This window comes from Flavobacterium sp. YO12 (genome assembly GCF_004119495.1).
GTDB lineage: Bacteria > Bacteroidota > Bacteroidia > Flavobacteriales > Flavobacteriaceae > Flavobacterium.
The window spans coordinates 18698-36845 of sequence record NZ_NRQU01000013.1 but is presented as its reverse complement, the minus strand read 5'-3'; the positions used below and the strand labels follow the sequence as shown (position 1 = coordinate 36845).

The following is an 18148-nucleotide window of genomic DNA, read 5'->3' as shown; positions in this document are numbered from 1 at the left end:
TGAGCCAGAACCGCTTTCTCTCTGTGGCTGGTTGCTTCTTGATTCCTAACTTCCTCTTGATGATTCAGAACGCTGTGCGCTTTGAGGTCTTGAGTAAGAGGAGTTGTCAGAACTACCTCTGTTTTGAGAATAGCTTCTTGGTGATTCTGTTCTTTGTACAGGTGCAGCTGATTGATTGACAGTTCTGTTTGTTGAACTTCTGTCAGAATAGCTTCTTGATGATTCTGTTCTTTGTACAGGAACACTTCTTTCAGTGCTCATTCTATTGTTTGAATTTGATCTGCTTTCAGAATAATCTCTAGACGACTGATTTGTTTGCTCAGACACTCTGTTTGTTCTAGTTTCATAAGAAGTTCTTGGAGAAGATACATTCGAATTGTTTCTATTGTTGTCTGTTCTTACCGGATTTGATACAACTGTTGAATTTTCTCTGCTAGAATTTGTTGAACGATTTGTGTTGTTATAATTTCTGCTAGATGTTGATCTGTTATCGTTATAACTTCTGCTGTTTCCAAAATCACTGTTAGAAGATACTCTGTTTGTGTTTGATCTGTTTGAATTATAAGTGTTTTGAGATCTGTTTGATTCTCTGCTTGCAATTCGTCTTTGATCTAAATCATATCTGTTTCCAGTATTAGCGTGTCTTTGCTCAAAACTATAATTTGGTCTAATTTTTTCGTAACCATAAGTACGTCTTGATTCATAAAGTACGGGAGCTCTATAGCTTCTTCTGTAGTTTACATAGTTGTAACGGTTGTTTACGTTGATGCAAACGTTGATGTTATTTCTATATCTGTAAACTGGATATGGACTCCAAGCAGCATAATATGTTGGATAATAATTCCAATACCATGATGAATAATAAGGTCTGTAATTGGTAACCCAGAATGAAGAATAAATTACTGGAACGACATTGTAAACAGGCTCATAAATATAGTTTGTACCGTATAAATAAGAGTTTCCTACAATCTGAACGCTTACTTTGTTGTAATTGTCTCTTTCTACATCAATAGTAGCTACATCTTGATAAACGTCACGATCTAATACAGCTTGAATAATTACAACGTGCGTTCTATTTTCTACAGATTCAATTACACGTAAATAATCAACCTGATCATCGCCGTTTAAATCTAGATTTGAAATTTGATATTTAGGATCATTTAAACGTCTTTCAAAGTCTTGAAGATTTGCTGATTCTCCAAACATCGAAGCAACCGCTCTAAGATCTAAGTTATCACTTATGTCTGAGTTTTTTGCGTAAACAGTAGTTTGGCTTTGTGCAGAACAAGAACCTAAAACTAATGCTGAGAGCGCTATAAAAAGTAGTTTAGTTTTCATGATAAAATCATATTAAGTATTAATGTTTTGAGATATCCAATTACTATGCCACAAATTTGTTTGTTGGATTTTGTGTTGTTAAGTATTAGTATTTCAGTGGTTTATGTTTTGTTGTTTAGGAAATGAGTTTTTATTTGTTAGATAATAGGTTATAAAAATGTTGTTTTATAAAAAAGCGAAAACTTATTTGAAATGTTATAATAAATTGTATTTTAGCAACAGCCAAATCTTATTTTATATGAAAAAACTAGTTTTATTTTGTGGTATTTTTATTTTATTGATGTCATTTCGAACATTTAATTATAAAACCGAAGTTACTTTCAGCAGTGGTTTTACATCAATGACAATAGATACTTTGTTTAAAGATAAAATAAGTATAAGAGCGATCTTAATTGATAAAAATAAAGTTTGGTATGGAGCTGATAATTCTCGTTTTGGATACTATGATTTAGATAAAAAAGAGAAGTTTGAAGAACATATTTATCGTGATACACTTAAATTAGAATTTAGAAGCATTGCGCAAACTTCAAAAAATGTGTTTCTATTAAGTGTGGCAAATCCTGCTTTGCTTTATTCCGTTGATAAAAAAGACAAAAAAGTAAAACTGGTTTACAAAGAGATTAATCCGAAAGTTTTTTACGACAGCATGCAATTTTGGAATGATAAAGAAGGTATCGCTATAGGAGATCCAACAGAAGATACTTTTTCTATAATTGTTACTCGTGATGGCGGAGAAACTTGGACTAAAATATTATCTGATAAATTGCCAACAAATGCAGTGGGAGAGGCCGCTTTTGCAGCAAGTAATACAAATATTGTTATAAAAGGAAATGATACTTGGCTGGTTTCGGGTGGAAAAAGAGCACGTGTTTTTTATTCAGCAGATAAAGCAAAAACATGGAAAGTTGTTGAGACTCCTATTGTGCAAGGAAAAGCGATGACAGGTATTTTTACTGCAGACTTTTATGATTCTAAACACGGTTTTATTGCAGGCGGTGATTATGAGATTCCGAGCAGAAAAGTAGATAACAAGGCTTTTACAAAAGATGGCGGAAAAACTTGGGAATTGATAGGGCAGAATATGGGGTTTGGTTATGCGTCATGTGTGCAATATGTTCCTGGAGGAAATGGAAAAGAAATTATTTGCGTAGGTTCTGAGGGAATTCAGTATTCTCAAAATGGAGGTGAAAACTGGACGCAATTATCTACAGATACTAAATTTTTTACTGTTCGTTTTATTAACAGAAATACTGCAATAGCTGCAGGTCATAATAAAGTAGTTCGACTTAATTTTAAGTAAAAAAATAAGAACCCTAAATAATAAAGTAAGTATTATTATATAGGGTTCTTATCGCTGTTGTATTTTTAAGAAGCTTAATTTTTTCCTGCTTTGTCTCGATATTGTTTTAACAATTTTCGATTAAAATCATCTTCTGATTTTTTAAGCTTTAATATTTTCTTTGCCGAAAGTATTTTTTTAAGGTTTGCGGTGTATTTTTCGCGTAAAAGATAAAGTTCTTTATCTGTAGATTCAATTTGAGATAATAATGCAGCTGCTTCTTTTTCTGAAAGAGAACTTAGATTATCGTCATCTAGTTTACGCAGGTAAGTTTTCATTTTGTTATGACGCAGTTCGTATTGTTTGTCGTCATAAGTATTATAAATAGGCCAAAATTTTTCAGCTTCAGTTGAAGTAAGTTCTAATTCAGTTGTTAAAAAAGAAACCTTATATGCTTTGATTTTTTCACGTTTATCATCTGCTTTGTCATTTTGAGCATAAAATGAAAAGCTTACTAAAAACAGAAGGAATGTTAGTATATTTTTAGTTTTCATATTTTAATTTTTATGTTTTTATTCAGAAATTAAATTTTCAATATTTGGATTAGAAGATAAAATGTCTTCTAGAGTTTCTTGCTCCAACGCAACATTTTTATTCAGCTTTTCAATGTCTTTAGTGTCTAATTCTCGAATTAAATCGTATTGATTTAAATTTGATTGATAAGATAAATAAGTTTCTAAAGTCGCTTCATCAAGTTCTTTTGATGTTGCATTGTAATTGTTGATAACAGGAATCATTAATGCAATACCAACTACAGCAGCAGCAATAAGTGTGATCGTTTTTTTGCGTTTGTAAATCGGAATTACTTTAACTTCTTCTTCGTTTATCTGCTGTAAAACTTTTGCCGAAAGTGTATCAAAATAATTTTCAGGAGTTTTAAATCCTGATGATATTTTCGGTTCGTTTTCTAATTTAAATGCTTTCATAATAACAATAAGATAAGTTTTGCTACAAAAGGTTTAATTTGATGTAACATATATTTCTATTTTTTTTACGGCATGATGATAAGATGCTTTTAATGCACCAACGGATGTTCCAAGAATTTCTGAAATTTCTTCGTATTTTAATTCTTCAAAATACTTCATTTTAAAAACTAACTGCTGTTTCTCTGGTAATGTAATTATTGCCTTTTGAAGTTTGATCTGAATTTCATCACCATCAAAATAAACATCTGATTTTAAATTATCAATTGTTCTGTTTTGCAGGCTTTCAGAAGTAATACCATTTAGTTTTGCCTTCTGATTTAAAAAAGTCAAAGCTTCATTTGTTGCAATGCGATACATCCAGGAAAAAAGTCTGCTTTCTTCCTTGAAGTTTTTTAAGTATTGAAATACTTTAACGAAAGTGTTTTGTAAAACATCGTCAGCATCATCATGATTCAAAACAATATTTCGAATATGAGAATACAATGGTTTTTGATAATCAGATAGGAGCTTTTGAAACGCTGTATTTTGCGTTTTAGGATTTAATAATTGTTGTATAAATTCCTTCTCGTCTGTCAAACTTTTTGATTTATCAAACCTTTATATAGTGTTAGAATGAATTTTAAACAAAAGGTTTAATGACCTTCGAAAGTTTAAAATTCTGATTGCTCTTCTTCTTGAGTTTGTGTTGGTGGTGTTGCAGGTTTTGGAGTTGCAGGTTTTGGAGTTGCCGGCTTTGGTGTAGCAGGTTTCGTTACTGCAGGTTTTGCGGCTTCAGGTCGAACAGTGTCAACACCTTCTTCTGGTTCAGACGAATAAACGGGTGAACTAACAGGCGCCGCTGGAACGATTTTAGGAATAATAGGGAAATAAATCTCTGTTAGTAATTTAGATGGACTTTTTATATCTAATTTACTGATCGATAAAACTTCAAGATGCGACCAGCTTAATTCTGGTTTTATCTTTTGATTGTTGATATATGCTGTTGTTTTTGAAATAGCTTCGTTAGTATGCGAATAATCACCTTTTAAAGTGGTTTTTACAGCATCAAAACCATTTAGTTTTCCTGATAAAATATCACTTCCAGAACTAATTGAGATTTCTTTGTTTATAGGAAGACATATCGAAATTTTTGCCAATCCTGATGCAGTGTCGTAAGTATGATAAATAATAAACGGTTTTCCAGTTGCAGTTAAACCATTGGTCTCGCTAAACTGAATAAGTTTCGGAATAACAATTCTGGCATTTTTATTTACTTTCTGAATTTCACTTGTAAAAGTCTGTTTGATATAAGGAGTTTCAGTTTTCTTTACAACTCCATTTACTTCTACAGCATAAGTTTTTGTTTCGTAATCTAAATTCTTGTCAATATTCGCGAGGCTTTTTTCGTAAATAGTTCCAATAACTTTGTCAGAACCGCCATTTAGCGCCGTGTATATTTTAAACAAAAAGCTCATAGTTCCTTTTGCTTTCCAAGTAACTTTTGTTTTACCTGCCAAAGTATCTTTAAAAGTCCAAGTTACATCAGCTTCCGTGCCGTCGTATTTCATCTTTTGTTCAATACTTTCACCTTCTTTTGTTTTTAAGGTAATTGCATTTCCATTGCCTTCATCACCTGACCAGTAAAATGATGCTCCATTTCCGCTGGTTTTGTTCGGAAAAGTCATTTTTATTGATGGATCTTCTGTAGACCAAGATTCAAAATCTTCATAGTTTCTAAAATCATTTACATAATTATAGACTGTAGCTTTTGGCGAATTGATGACTTTGCTTCTTTCAACAGAAAAAATCCCTTTTTGGGTAGCAACAAAAACGGTTAGAGCGACTAAACTTAATAATAGTAAAAGAAATAAATATTTTAGAATCTTCATTGATGCAGGTTTTGCGTAAAGTTATAAATTTTATTGCGAGTCCAAACTAATAACAAAAATAAAAGTTGGATTCAATTTTGTTTCCAATTTCAGGATTTTATAAAATAACGATTTGGGAAAGGTTAAATTGTGCTTTTCTTGAAAGTTTAAGTTTTGGGCTTATCTTTTTAGAAAGACTTTAATCACGAATAAAATCGCAATAAAAAGAAGAAATGCAATAAGGACTTTGTAATTTCCTTTGTAAAAAACTTTATGCAGTGCTAAATCTTTACGATAAGCAAAAATCATTATGATTACAAAAGCGATAAAAAAACAGAGTCCGAAAATTAATTGTCCTTGACTAAACATACTTTAAAAATTATTTTTGACAAATTTAGAGAATTGTATACGATTTGTTGCTAATTTGCCATTTCATTTAATCAAATAAAAACATGAAGAAACAACTGGATGCAGTTACAGAATTTCATACTGCTTTTAAAATAGGTCACAGTCATACTCCAATTGCTGATTTAGGAGAAACTAAAAAACTGCTTCGTTATAATTTAATGAAAGAAGAAAATGAAGAATATCTTGAAGCGGTTCAAAATAATGATTTAGTTGAAATTGCTGATGCTCTTGGTGATATGATGTATATTTTGTGCGGAACAATTATTGAACATGGTTTGCAGGATAAAATTGAAGCTGTTTTTGATGAAATTCAGCGTAGTAATATGAGTAAACTTGGAGAAGATGGGAAGCCGATTTATCGTGAAGACGGAAAAGTAATGAAGGGGCCAAATTATTTTAAACCTGATTTTTCGAAGTTGCTGTAAAGAAGATTAAACGAAATCCCGATAGCTATCGAGAGTTAAGTTTTTTTGCTGTTCTTATAAAAACGCAAAATTCGCAAAGTTTTGCGTTATTTTTGTCATTTCGACGAAGGAGAAATCTTCGCGAGTAGCTCGACAAAAATTGTCGAGTTGCTATGTGGAGTTTCTTGCTAAGATTTCTCCTTCGTCGAAATGACAAGATTGTGATTAAACTTTAGGGGCTTTGTGGTAAAATTACCAGACATTTTAGAAATCATATATAACAGAAAACCCGACAAGTTTTAAAATCTGTCGGGTTTTTATATTTAAATCTCTTTAGATTATTGAACCTTAACAGTCCATCCGTAAGTATCTTCAGAAAGTTTGTTTTGAAGACTTGTTAGTTTTTCTTTCAAGAAAGAAGCATATGAATTCTCTACTGGAGTCATTTCATAATATTCACCTTTATATGAGAATCCTTTAATTACACTGATAACTGCAGCAGTACCAGCTCCAAAAATTTCTTTTAAAGATCCGTTTTTAGCAGCTTCAACTAGTTCAGAAACAATTACTGGACGAACTTCAACATTTAAACCTTCTTTTTCAGCCATTGCAATTAAACTTTTTCTAGTAATACCATCTAAAATTCTTTCGCTTGTTGGAGCTGTCAATAAAGTATCATTAATTCTGAAGAAAACGTTCATTGTTCCAGCTTCTTCTAATTTTGTATGCGTGGCATCGTCAGTCCAAATAACTTGTTGAAAACCGTCTTTGTTTGCTAAGTTAGTTGGGTAAAACTGAGCGGCGTAGTTTCCAGCTGCTTTTGCAGCACCAATTCCACCATTTGCAGCTCTACTGTAATGTTCAGCAATAATTACTTTTACTTCACCTCCATAGTAAGATTTTGCAGGAGAAAGTAAGATCATAAATTTATATTCGTCAGATGGATTTGCAATTACTCCAGGTCCTGTAGCGATCATAAAAGGACGAATGTACATACTTGCACCATTTCCTCTTTGAATCCATTCTTGGTCGATTTTTAATAATTCGTTCAAACCTTCCATAAATACATCTTCCGGAACTTCTGGCATTGCCATACGTACAGCAGAACTGTTGAAACGCTTGTAGTTTTCATCAGGTCTAAACAACCAAACATCATTATTTTCATCTTTGTAAGCTTTCATTCCTTCAAAAATTGCTTGTCCATAATGAAAGACTTTAGAAGATGGATCCATTAAAATAGGAGCATAAGGCTTAATGACCGGAGTCTGCCATTTCCCGTCTTTATAATCACATTCTAATAAATGGTCTGTAAATACAGCACCAAAGCTTAAGTTTTCAAAGTCTACAGAGCTTATCTTAGACGATTCAGCTTTTCTGATTTCAATTTTGCTTGTTTGAGTTGTACTCATAATTATGTAAAGTTTTTATCTAATTTGTATTCTTTCAAATGAAAATCTAACGTAATGATCTGATGAAGAATAGGTTTTGTTGAATGCAAAATTACGGAAAAATATATAATTTGTTTAGTAAAACTGCATTAATTCCTGTATTTGACTGAGATTTGTTTATCTTATAATAAACCTAAAATTTTAGCGAAGTTTTATAAAGATTTTATGAAAAAAGTGTCTTTTTTTAAGGCTTTACGCATTTGTTTTGACTAATTTTGACTGAGAAAATGAACTATAAATCAATGTAAAGGCATTGTAAAATTTGAAAATAGTGAAAAGAGAAATAATTAAAACGCTAGATGGTTCAACAACAATTCATTTGGAAGAATGGAACGAAAGTTACCATTCTAAACATGGTGCTATTCAAGAAGCAAAACACGTGTTTATAAAAAATGGGTTGTCGTTATTTGAAAGTAATCCGGTTTCTATTCTTGAAATTGGTTTTGGAACTGGTTTAAATACTTTTATTACTTTTTTAGAATCAGAACAGAAACAGCAGCATATTAATTATGTTGGAGTAGAAGCATATCCGATTGCTGCAAGTGAAGTTTTGGCAATGAATTATGTTGAAGAATTAGAGGCAGAAGGTTTTTCGGAAGTATTTAAAAAAATGCATGAAAGCGAGTGGAATGAAGAAGTGAAAATTAACTCAAGATTTTCGTTAACTAAAAGAAAACAATTTTTTGATGAAATCGACGATTTAGAAATTTTTGATTTGATTTATTTTGATGCCTTCGGATATAGAGTGCAGCCAGAGCTTTGGAGTACAGCCATTTTTCAGAAAATGTACAATAGTTTAAAGCCAAATGGCGTTCTTGTTACATACGCCGCTCGAGGAGTTGTTAAAAGGAGCATGATTGAGGTTGGTTTTACTGTTGAAAAATTAACAGGACCTCCTGGTAAAAGAGAAATGTTTCGAGCTTTTAAAAAGGTTTAAATGAGTTGTTTAGAACGATTCTATATTGATTTATGTGTAGTAAGAAAACGTATTCGCTGCTAAAGTTTTTAAAAAAATAAGTTAAAAATTGTCTTTATGAATGATATTTGCTTAAATTTGGCTCGAGTTTAAAATAATAGATAACCCCCGAAAATCTTATTTTATTATGTCAAAAATAATGTTTGATTACACGAAATCAATACTTGAAAGAGTAAGTTTCGATCCGATACTTTTCTGTAAAGAACTAGAAAAAGCTATCAAAACACTGTTGCCATACGAAATGGAACAATTGCAAGAATGGTTATTAAATTTTATAATTGAAAAACCAGAACTAAAACAAAGTCTACTACTAATTAAAGTATAAAAGAAAAGGAGCCGAAATTGGCTCCTTTTTTATTTTTATTTCTTTTGCAGCGGACTGATGATTTGCACGTTTTGAAAAACAATGGCTCCTTTTACGACGCCGGCAATTGTTGATCTAAGTGCATCAATAATTTGCATTTTTAATTCGCTCTTCGGGTAAATTAAACTTACTTCGCGAGCAGGTTTTGGTTCCTTAAAATTTCGTAGTTTCAGTTTGTCGGATTCTTTTAAATCTAAAGTGTGCAAATACGGAAGTAGTGTTGTACCCAAACCTTCGTCGGCTAGTTTTATCAAAGTTTCAAAACTTCCGCTTTGAATTTGAAAATTATTTTGATCAGCATCAGCACTGTGTTTGCATAAATTCAAAATTCCATCTCTAAAACAATGTCCGTCTTGTAAAAGTAAAATTTCATTGATGTTTAAATCAGCAACTTCGATTTCTTCTTTTTGAAAACTGCTGTGATGTTCTGGAATATAGGCTACAAATGGCTCAAAGTATAAGACGATCTCTTTTATTTTTTCATCTTCAAGCGGAGTTGCTGCAATAGCAGCATCCAAATGACCGTTTTTTAATTTTACAATAATTTCATCCGTATTAAGCTCTTCAATTAAAAGTTTAACTTTTGGATATTTCTTAATGAAGTTATTTAAAAACATAGGTAAAAGAGTCGGCATAATGGTTGGGATAATTCCTAGTCGAAATTCTCCGCCAATAAAACCTTTTTGCTGCTCAACAATATCTTTAATTCGGTCAGCTTCGTTTACAATATTCTTTGCTTGGTTTACGATCTTTTGTCCAATATCTGTAAGCTGAATAGGTTTTTTACTTCGGTCGAATATTAAAATATTTAGTTCTTCTTCAATTTTTTGGATCTGCATACTTAAAGTAGGCTGAGTCACAAAGCATTTTTCAGCAGCAAGCGTAAAATTTTTATGCTCTGCAACGGCTAATACATATTGTAATTGAGTTATCGTCATTTTAATAGAATTTTTTGATGCAAAAATAACTAAATATAATTTTTTTTTATGTTTTTTTTGAAGAAGTTAGCTTAAATTTGTAGTAAACTCATTATAAAAAATGAAAATTATGAAAACAAATATTTTAGGACTTCCAGTAAAAGAATCAGAGTTATTAGTAAAAGAACTAAATGTTCTATTGTCAAATTTTCAAGTTTATTATCAAAATCTAAGAGGAATTCATTGGAATATTAGAGGAAAGCGTTTTTTTGATCTGCATGTTAAGTTCGAAGAATTGTATACAGATTCACAATTAAAAATTGATATGATCGCCGAAAGAGTTTTGACAATTGGAGGAACACCTTTACATACATTTGAGGATTATATTAAAAATAACAAATTAACTGTTGGGAAAAATATATCAAATGATGAGAAAGCAGTTCATTTAATTGTGAGTTCTTTATCGGATTTGCTAAAAATTGAACGTGAAATCTTGAATAAATCTGCAGAAATTAACGATGAAGGTACGAATTCGATGATGAGTGATTTTATTGCAGAGCAGGAAAAAACGATCTGGATGATGAATGCTTGGCTTGATGAAGAGTTATAATAACTTGTTTGTTAGTAAATTAAGAGGCAGAATGAGTAGGTTACCCATTCTGCCTTTTTTATGAATGTTAAATTTCTATGAAAATTTTGATTGGATGCTTTGATTTTGTTTGTATAACGTTATTTTTGCTGGAATGAAATTAGTTGCTCGCATATTATTATTCATATTCATTGCTTTCTTATCTACCCCTACAATTATTACGGTGATGAAGAAAAGCACGGATACGTCTATATTTTTCAGTTTTTCTGAAGAAGAGCATTCTCATAAAGAACTTAAGGCTGCTGTATATCCAGCAATACTTCAACACGAAGTTGTTATGCCTGTTTATATTGAAAAAAAGACGATTGCGTCTGAAAATATTGTAAAACTAGACAATATTTCTCCGAGCATTTTTGCTCCACCTCCCAACTTGGCATAATACTTCCGATTTATTTTGAACTAACTGCATTTTTGATTAAATGCGGTAAAACTTTGATGAATAATTTATTTAGTATTGTATTATGACAAAAAAAATTAATCTTTTTGCCAACCTTAAGTCTGACTTTGCTTCAGGTTTAGTGGTTTTCTTGGTCGCTCTTCCGTTGTGTTTAGGTATTGCAATGGCTTCTGGAGCGCCTTTATTTTCTGGAATTATTGCAGGTGTTATTGGTGGTATAGTGGTTGGTTATTTGAGCCAGTCGCATATCAGCGTTTCAGGACCAGCAGCCGGACTAACAGCTATTATTTTAACCGCGATTACTGATTTAGGTGCTTTTGATGTGTTTTTGATGTCTGTTTTTATTGCAGGACTAATTCAATTAGCATTAGGGTTTTTAAAAGCCGGAAGTATCTCCAATTATTTTCCAACAAATGTTATTGAAGGAATGTTGGCAGGTATTGGAATTATCATTATTTTAAAACAATTACCTCACGCATTTGGTTACGATGCAGATTTTGAAGGTGATCAGGCTTTTGTTCAAAATGACGGAAGTAATTCATTTTCATTTCTGTTTGATGTAGTTAATCACATTCACTTAGGGGCAGTGGTAATTTCGCTTGTCTCTCTTGCAATTTTAATTTCTTGGGATAAAGTTCCTTTTTTAAAGAAATTAAAGTTAGTTCCAGGTGCGCTTGTTGCTGTTGTCTTAGGAGTAGTTTTAAATGAATTTTTTGTTTCTTCAGGAAGCTCATTGGCGATTGCAAAAGAACATTTGGTTTCATTGCCAGTTCCAAAATCTTTTGACGAATTTAAATCTATTTTAATTACACCAAATTTTGCTGCGGTTACAAATCCTCAAGTTTGGGTAGTTGCTATTACAATTGCCATTGTAGCTTCTATTGAGACACTTTTATGTATTGAGGCTGCAGACAGAATGGATGTTCAAAAACGTTATACTAATACAAATGTTGAGCTTAGAGCGCAAGGTATTGGTAATATTGTGAGTTCACTTTTAGGAGGTTTACCAATGACTTCTGTAGTAGTGAGATCTTCTGCAAATAATAACGCAGGAGCAAAATCAAAAATGTCGGCTATTATTCACGGTGTATTGTTATTGATAAGTGTTTTATCGATTCCTACTATTTTGAATAAAATTCCATTAGCAACATTAGCAACAGTTTTAATTTTAGTGGGATACAAATTAGCTAAACCAGCTACATTTAAACATTTCTGGGAAAAAGGAAAATATCAGTTCATACCTTTTGTTGCAACCTTAGTATTTGTTGTGGCTACAGATTTACTTAAAGGTGTGGCGTTAGGAATTATTATTAGTGTTATTTTTGTATTAAGAGGAAACTTAAAAAGAGCATACAGCTTTAAAAAAGAAGAATACGAAGACGGAGATATTATTCATATCGATTTAGCACAAGAAGTTTCTTTCTTGAACAAAGCTGCAATTAAATTGACATTGAGTGAGATTCCTGAAAACTCTAAAGTGGTTATTAGCGCAGAAGATACTGAGTATATTGCGCATGATGTTTTAGATTTAATTCGTGAGTTTAAAGAAACACGCGCGATTGACGAAAACATCGAAGTGAAGCTGAAAGGATTTAAAGAAGCTTACGAACTTGAAAACACTCCAGAAAATAATAATCATGTCTCTATAGAACATTATTACGATGTTGCTAAAAGAGAAATAGTACTAAAAGAAAAAGTTTAAATAAATTATATTAATTAAAGGTATTTCTTCATGGTGAGAAGTATTAGAAAATTAGATAACTTTACCGTAAGTTATTTTTAATATGTTTAAACATGTTGAAGTACCAATCAAAAAATCAAAAAAATGAAAGAGTTTTATAAGCAGTTACTAGAGAACAATAAGCAATGGGTTGAGAAATCATTAGCATTAGATCCTAATTTTTTTGCTGATTTAGCAAAAGGGCAGACTCCGCCTTTATTATGGATTGGGTGTTCTGACAGTCGTGTTCCTGCAAACGAAATTATTGGAGCAAAAGCGGGTGAAGTTTTTGTGCACAGAAATATTGCAAATATGGTTGTTCACTCAGATATGAATATGTTGAGTGTTCTGGATTATGCAGTTAATGTTTTAAAAGTAAAACACGTTATTGTTTGTGGACATTACGGTTGTGGCGGCGTAAAAGCGGCTATGGGTCAGCAATCTGTTGGAATTATCGATAACTGGATTCGTCATATTAAAGATGAGTATCGTTTACACGATAAATATTTAAACTCAATTCAAGATGAAACAGAGCGCTTTAATGCTTTTGTTGAAATCAATGCTAAAGAGCAGGTTTATAACTTGGCAAAAACTTCGATTGTACAAGGTGCATGGAAAAGCGGTCAAGATTTAATGCTTCACGGATGGGTTTACGGATTAAATTCAGGTTTTGTTACTGATTTAAATGTAAATATTAGTTCAAACGAAGAGCTTGATGAAGTTTATCAGCTTGATCTTTAATAGTTAAATAAAAATTGTTATAAAAAATCGCCTCAAAAGGGCGATTTTTTTTATTCGTTTTCGTCTAGATTTTCATTAAAAGCAGACGGCAATAATGTTGGTATAAACTTGATTAGAATAGGCAGTAATAAACTTCCGCCGGGAAGTAAAAAGATGGTAAGCGACGGAATGGTTTTACAAATATCTAAAAGCTGTTTTTTTACTTTCTTCTTTTCCTTGGCATCCAAATCTCTCGTAGTAGAATAAGCCAATAAAACCATTAATTCCTTACTCTGGATAATTTCTTTAACCAATCTGTTTTTGTTTCTTACAATCAATTTTACAACGCTGTGCGTCATTTGATCATAAAAATGTTTGACAGGATTGGAGTAGTTAAAATAGGGAATTTTCTTTTTATGAGTGGTAATAAAAGCGTTTGTTGTTGCAATACTATTTGAAACAAAATCATCAGAAACGCCCATCATTGATCCTAATGAATACAAAAAGTAAGCTTCTTCGTTTTCTACAACACCATCACTCCATAAAGCCATTCCGGCCATATCAATTAAGTAATATTGTTCTAATTTGTTGCTGAAATAATCCAGTTGTAAGGTCTCTAAAGTTTCAACAGTAACTTTCGAGAATTTCGAATAACGAATAGATGCTTCAAAAAGTTTAATTAATAAATCATCGTGCTGAGATTTGATAGTTTTGGTTTTTAATGCCAGCGCAACAATTCCAAGAACAGTTTCTTCAATTCGTTTTAAATATTTTTCAGGTATGTGGCCATGCGCTAAATATTGTCTAAATGCCAAAACATCAATAAACAAAAGAGCATTAGTTACCAGATGCGAAAAGTTCTTACTGATAATACTATCGTTTGTTTGTACTCTTTGATCTATTATATTTTCTAAAGATAAAGAAGGAGTATCTTTTGGCAGTAAAATTTTAAACAAATTGAAACCTTCAGGATTCATTTGTTTGTAAAATTTTAAAACTTCGGTAATAAAATGAAGAGGTTCAAAATCTCTTTTTTCTAGACAAAAAACATTGTAAAGTGTATTTAGTAAAGCGACTTTAGAAATTTCGGTTTTAAACCAGCCTTTTATCGGAATTGGAATTCGCGAATCAATAGCAATAATATGTCCATAAATAAAACCAGTTTCTCTAACTTTATAATAAAACGAATCAGTAGTTTCAAAAGGGATTGCTTCTGAAAACTTTTGTTCGCTAAAATACTTGTCTATCCAGCCTGGTGCAGATGGGTTAATCATTGACTTCAATTTATAGCTGCAAAGCTATATCTTTTTCTTGTTTTAGTGTGAATATAAAATAAAATAACCACTAGATTTTTGTGAAAAAATAGTGGTTATCGGTTTTATTTATTTGATAATTCCTGCGCAAGCAACTCTTCCGCCGGCATTTCCAGTTGGTTGAGTCGTAAAGTCATCAGTACCTTGATGAACAATTAAACCTTTTCCTAGAATATTTTTTGTTTCATCTTCGCAGCCAATGCACCATTCGTCAGTTGTCATTGTAATAGTTCCATTTCCTTTTTCATCAGCAGTAAAATTTCCAATATCACCTTTGTGATACTCTCCAACGCCCCATTTTCCATGCTTTTTAAAGGTTGGATTCCAGTGTCCTCCTGCGGAACTTCCATCAGCCGAAGTACAATCTGCTTTTTCGTGAATGTGTATAGCGTGAACACCTGGTGTTAATCCTGATATTTTTGCTGTAAAAGTCACCTTACCGTTTTTCTCTGTAAAAGTTGCCGTTCCTGCTACCTTGCTGTTGCTTTTAGGTTCTAAAGCTACAGTCAGAGTTTTGGCATCACTTGATTTTGTATTTGTTTTACAACCAATGACTAAAGCTGTAATTATAGCGAAAGACGCGATTATTTTTTTCATATTTATGGGCATTTAAATTAAATATTAAGTAAATTTAACATAAAATAACGACAAAGCGAGGTTGTAAAAGTTAAATAAAAGTCAAACTATTCCTTGTAATTTATTGAATGCACCAATACGAAACGGATTATATTGCGTAAATTAGTAGTGATTTTGAGTCCTGATTTTGTTCAAAAAAAGACTCAGTATGTTTAAATTTAATACTTTATTTTATGATGAAAAGAATTTTTACCATAGCCTTTCTAAGTGTATTGCTGATTTCTTGTAGTGCTTCTAAAGGCAAAAAAAGTGATACAACAGCTAAACTTGATGGAAGTTGGGAACTTAATTTTATTACAGGTCCAAGAATTGCCTTTGAAGGATTATATCCAAACAAAAAACCAACGATAAATTTTAATACAAAGGATAGTCAGGTTTCGGGTAATAATAGTTGTAATTCGTATACAGGAAAACTTGTTTTGGACGGTAATAAAACCGATTTTACACAACCTATGGCAGTTACCAAAATGATGTGCCTTGACGGACAGGGAGAAAGTGTGTATATGAATACGCTTCAAAAATAACTTCGTATGATATTACAGATGATGGAAAAACACTTCTATTTATTTCTGGAGATATTGTCATGATGAGATTTACGAAAAACAGTAAGGTTGCTTACTGTTTTTTTTGATTTGGTTTATTGTTAAACAATATAAATGCTATTTAAAAATGAAAACTAAATTATCTATTTTATTAGTATTACTGGTCTTTCTGAATTTTTCTGTCTCAGCGCAGCAAAAATCTAAAAAAGAACTAAAGGCCGAGAGAGAACTGCAAAAACAGAAAGAAATTGAAGCTTTGATCGATGCTAAAGATTTTGTTTTTGAAGCGCAAAAAGCTACTCCTACAGGAGGCAGGATTATTGATTTAGATTATAAAACTTATTTTTTAAATTTTAATACTGTAAAAACAACTTGTGATTTACCCTTTTTTGGACGTGGATTTAATGTAGGATATGGAACAGACGGAGGAATTAAATTTGAAGGAGTACCTGATAATTTAAAGATTGAAAAGAATAAAAAAAACTATGTTGTGAAAGCAACAGTTAAAGGGAAAAATGATGTTTTTGATTTGGTATTTACCATCTTTTTTAATGGAAACAGTTCTCTTTCTGTCAACAGTAACAATAGATCTTCTATTTTTTATGATGGTATAGTAAGCGCGCCGAAGAAGGCTGTGAATAAGTAGTAAAGAGTTAGTATTAATGATGCCCTGAATTATTTTTATGCTAAAAAAGTCGTCTTGTTTTTTGTCTGTAAAGTGGTTGTTTGTATTATTATTTTTCTTTGGGGTATTATATTCCTATAGTCAAGATTTAGAACCAAGAGTTTACGCTAATGTTGCTAAAGATTTGAATGTTGTAGCAATTGGTTATGTTTTTATGAATGGTAATGTGCTTACAGATCCTTCGCTGCCAATTACAGATTTTACGCTTCACAGCCACAATTTAGCAGTAAATTATATTCGGACTTTTGCAGTTTCTGATAAATTGGCTCGTGTACAAGTTGTGTTGCCTTATACATTCATGGATGGTTCGCAAACACGCACAAATGGTGATGTTTTAACAGGATCAAGAACTGGATTTGCAGATATGAAAGTTCGGTTAGGAATTAATTTATTGGGTTCGCCTGCACTCGATAAGACAGAATTTAGAAATTTTGAGCAAAAAACGATTTTAGGGATAAGTTTAGTAACTTCAATACCAACGGGCAGATATTATGATGATAAACAAGTTAATATAGGAACGAACCGCTGGGGATTTAAACCCGAAATTGGAGTTTCAAAACGTTTTGCACATGTATATGCTGAAGCCTATGGCGGTATTTGGTTTTATACTAATAATAATGATTTTCTTGGAAAAAAATTAGAGCAAAAGCCAACTTATAGTTTACAAGCGCATGCCAGTTATTATTTTCAAAATAAAATGTGGGTAGGATTTAATACAAACTGGTTTTTTGGCGGAAAAACAATTACAGATGGTGTTTCTGATGACAGCCAAATTGATAATTGGCGGGTAGGAGCAACATTTTCAACTCCTATAGCAAAAGGGCAGTCTATAAAATTTCAGTATCATGTTGGAGCATATACTAATAACGGATTTAATTATTATGCTTTATCAGCTGCTTATCAATATTCATTTTTTTAGACAGAAAAAAAATGTACGATTAATGTGTTAAAAATCAGTATATTTGAGTATGCATAATCCACTAAGAACAAATTTAAAATCAAAATTATGAAAAAATTAAGTCTTATTTTTATTTTGGCTGCGGCCACGTTTTCTTCTTATGCTCAATCTTCTTTCAAAGAAGATTTAGATGTTGTACAAAGTGTTTATGGAAAATCGAAAAGTGATCTTGTAAAAGAATACATGAATTTATCTGATACCCAATCTGCAGCATTTACAAAAGTTTATGACAGCTATGAAGCGCAGCGTAAAGCTCTTGGTCAAACAAAATTTCAACTGCTTAATGATTATGCGGCCAATTACGCAACATTAACAGATGAAAAAGCAGATCAATTGGCAAAGGCGGCTTTGAAAAATGAAATTGATTTCGAAAAGTTATTTTCAAAAACGTATGGTCAGGCAAAAAAAGCTGTTGGATCTATAAATGCGGCAAAATTTATTCAGTTAGAAGTTTATCTTCAAACAACAATTCGTAACGAAATACAAAATTCAATTCCGTTTATTGGAGAATTAGACAAAGCAAAATTGAATTAAGAGATTTATATTGGCATAAAAAAGGCA

21 protein-coding genes are annotated in these 18148 nt (G+C 31.7%); 12 read left to right on the top strand and 9 right to left on the bottom strand.

Annotated elements, in window-relative coordinates:
* Nucleotides 1-45: 45 nt before the first annotated feature.
* Complete coding sequence (locus tag BOW55_RS06190; protein ID WP_241686494.1) at nt 46-1338, bottom strand: hypothetical protein; 1293 nt, start codon at nt 1336-1338, stop codon at nt 46-48.
* A 238-nt stretch (nt 1339-1576) separates the two neighbouring features.
* Between BOW55_RS06190 and BOW55_RS06185 the strand changes: the two genes are divergently transcribed.
* Nucleotides 1577-2638: an oxidoreductase gene (locus BOW55_RS06185; RefSeq protein ID WP_129023426.1), complete on the top strand. Its 1062-nt coding sequence runs from the start codon at nt 1577-1579 to the stop codon at nt 2636-2638.
* A gap of 74 nt (nt 2639-2712) precedes the next feature.
* On the opposite strand, the gene BOW55_RS06180 is transcribed toward BOW55_RS06185, so the two are convergent.
* From BOW55_RS06180 to BOW55_RS06165, 4 genes are all read right to left on the bottom strand, one after another.
* Complete coding sequence (locus BOW55_RS06180; RefSeq protein ID WP_089053167.1) at nt 2713-3171, bottom strand: sensor of ECF-type sigma factor; 459 nt, start codon at nt 3169-3171, stop codon at nt 2713-2715.
* Between the two features lie 18 nt (nt 3172-3189).
* Entirely contained in the window at nt 3190-3603 is a 414-nt protein-coding gene (locus tag BOW55_RS06175; protein WP_129023425.1) for a hypothetical protein, read from the bottom strand.
* 33 nt (nt 3604-3636) lie between these two features.
* Nucleotides 3637-4179 (bottom strand): RNA polymerase sigma factor, encoded by a 543-nt coding sequence (locus tag BOW55_RS06170; RefSeq protein ID WP_129023424.1) that lies wholly within the window; start codon nt 4177-4179, stop codon nt 3637-3639.
* 74 nt (nt 4180-4253) lie between these two features.
* A complete protein-coding gene (locus BOW55_RS06165; protein ID WP_129023423.1) occupies nt 4254-5471 on the bottom strand; it encodes an SRPBCC family protein in 1218 nt (405 codons plus the stop codon).
* 431 nt (nt 5472-5902) lie between these two features.
* Between BOW55_RS06165 and BOW55_RS06155 the strand changes: the two genes are divergently transcribed.
* Nucleotides 5903-6283, top strand: coding sequence for a nucleoside triphosphate pyrophosphohydrolase family protein (locus tag BOW55_RS06155; RefSeq protein ID WP_089053172.1), 381 nt, complete (start codon nt 5903-5905; stop codon nt 6281-6283).
* 317 nt (nt 6284-6600) lie between these two features.
* On the opposite strand, the gene BOW55_RS06150 is transcribed toward BOW55_RS06155, so the two are convergent.
* Complete coding sequence (locus BOW55_RS06150) at nt 6601-7671, bottom strand: branched-chain amino acid aminotransferase (protein ID WP_129023422.1); 1071 nt, start codon at nt 7669-7671, stop codon at nt 6601-6603.
* A gap of 310 nt (nt 7672-7981) precedes the next feature.
* On the opposite strand from BOW55_RS06150, the gene mnmD reads away from it, so the two are divergent.
* Both mnmD and BOW55_RS06140 read left to right on the top strand, forming a co-directional pair.
* Entirely contained in the window at nt 7982-8647 is a 666-nt protein-coding gene (gene mnmD / locus BOW55_RS06145) for a tRNA (5-methylaminomethyl-2-thiouridine)(34)-methyltransferase MnmD (protein ID WP_129023421.1), read from the top strand.
* Nucleotides 8648-8813: 166 nt separating this feature from the next.
* Nucleotides 8814-9011, top strand: a complete 198-nt coding sequence (locus BOW55_RS06140) for a hypothetical protein (RefSeq protein ID WP_089053175.1) — start codon at nt 8814-8816, stop codon at nt 9009-9011.
* A gap of 35 nt (nt 9012-9046) precedes the next feature.
* On the opposite strand, the gene BOW55_RS06135 is transcribed toward BOW55_RS06140, so the two are convergent.
* Nucleotides 9047-9988, bottom strand: a complete 942-nt coding sequence (locus tag BOW55_RS06135) for a LysR substrate-binding domain-containing protein (RefSeq protein ID WP_089053176.1) — start codon at nt 9986-9988, stop codon at nt 9047-9049.
* 109 nt (nt 9989-10097) lie between these two features.
* Here BOW55_RS06135 and BOW55_RS06130 point away from each other — a divergent pair, with 109 nt between their 5' ends.
* The 4 genes from BOW55_RS06130 (at nt 10098) to can (ending at nt 13474) form a co-directional block, all read left to right on the top strand.
* Nucleotides 10098-10577, top strand: coding sequence for a Dps family protein (locus BOW55_RS06130; RefSeq protein ID WP_089053277.1), 480 nt, complete (start codon nt 10098-10100; stop codon nt 10575-10577).
* Between the two features lie 205 nt (nt 10578-10782).
* Nucleotides 10783-10995: a hypothetical protein gene (locus BOW55_RS06125; RefSeq protein WP_233207038.1), complete on the top strand. Its 213-nt coding sequence runs from the start codon at nt 10783-10785 to the stop codon at nt 10993-10995.
* A gap of 82 nt (nt 10996-11077) precedes the next feature.
* A complete protein-coding gene (locus BOW55_RS06120; protein WP_129023420.1) occupies nt 11078-12715 on the top strand; it encodes a SulP family inorganic anion transporter in 1638 nt (545 codons plus the stop codon).
* 123 nt (nt 12716-12838) lie between these two features.
* Nucleotides 12839-13474 carry a carbonate dehydratase gene (can, locus tag BOW55_RS06115; RefSeq protein ID WP_089053179.1) on the top strand — a complete coding sequence of 212 codons (636 nt, stop codon included), beginning with the start codon at nt 12839-12841 and terminating at the stop codon, nt 13472-13474.
* A gap of 50 nt (nt 13475-13524) precedes the next feature.
* On the opposite strand, the gene BOW55_RS06110 is transcribed toward can, so the two are convergent.
* Together BOW55_RS06110 and BOW55_RS06105 are read right to left on the bottom strand one after the other, a co-directional pair.
* On the bottom strand, nt 13525-14727 hold the full coding sequence (locus BOW55_RS06110; protein WP_129023419.1) for an LETM1-related biofilm-associated protein: 1203 nt from the start codon (nt 14725-14727) through the stop codon (nt 13525-13527).
* A 108-nt stretch (nt 14728-14835) separates the two neighbouring features.
* Entirely contained in the window at nt 14836-15363 is a 528-nt protein-coding gene (locus BOW55_RS06105) for a superoxide dismutase family protein (RefSeq protein ID WP_089058713.1), read from the bottom strand.
* Between the two features lie 212 nt (nt 15364-15575).
* Here BOW55_RS06105 and BOW55_RS06100 point away from each other — a divergent pair, with 212 nt between their 5' ends.
* The 4 genes from BOW55_RS06100 (at nt 15576) to BOW55_RS06085 (ending at nt 18121) form a co-directional block, all read left to right on the top strand.
* Entirely contained in the window at nt 15576-15926 is a 351-nt protein-coding gene (locus tag BOW55_RS06100) for an META domain-containing protein (RefSeq protein ID WP_241686493.1), read from the top strand.
* 145 nt (nt 15927-16071) lie between these two features.
* Complete coding sequence (locus BOW55_RS06095) at nt 16072-16590, top strand: DUF4251 domain-containing protein (protein ID WP_129023418.1); 519 nt, start codon at nt 16072-16074, stop codon at nt 16588-16590.
* A 61-nt stretch (nt 16591-16651) separates the two neighbouring features.
* The gene (locus tag BOW55_RS06090; protein WP_241686492.1) at nt 16652-17548 is read left to right on the top strand and encodes a transporter; all 897 of its coding nucleotides are present in this window, start codon (nt 16652-16654) and stop codon (nt 17546-17548) included.
* A gap of 87 nt (nt 17549-17635) precedes the next feature.
* Nucleotides 17636-18121 (top strand): hypothetical protein, encoded by a 486-nt coding sequence (locus BOW55_RS06085; RefSeq protein WP_129023416.1) that lies wholly within the window; start codon nt 17636-17638, stop codon nt 18119-18121.
* Nucleotides 18122-18148 lie beyond the last annotated feature (27 nt).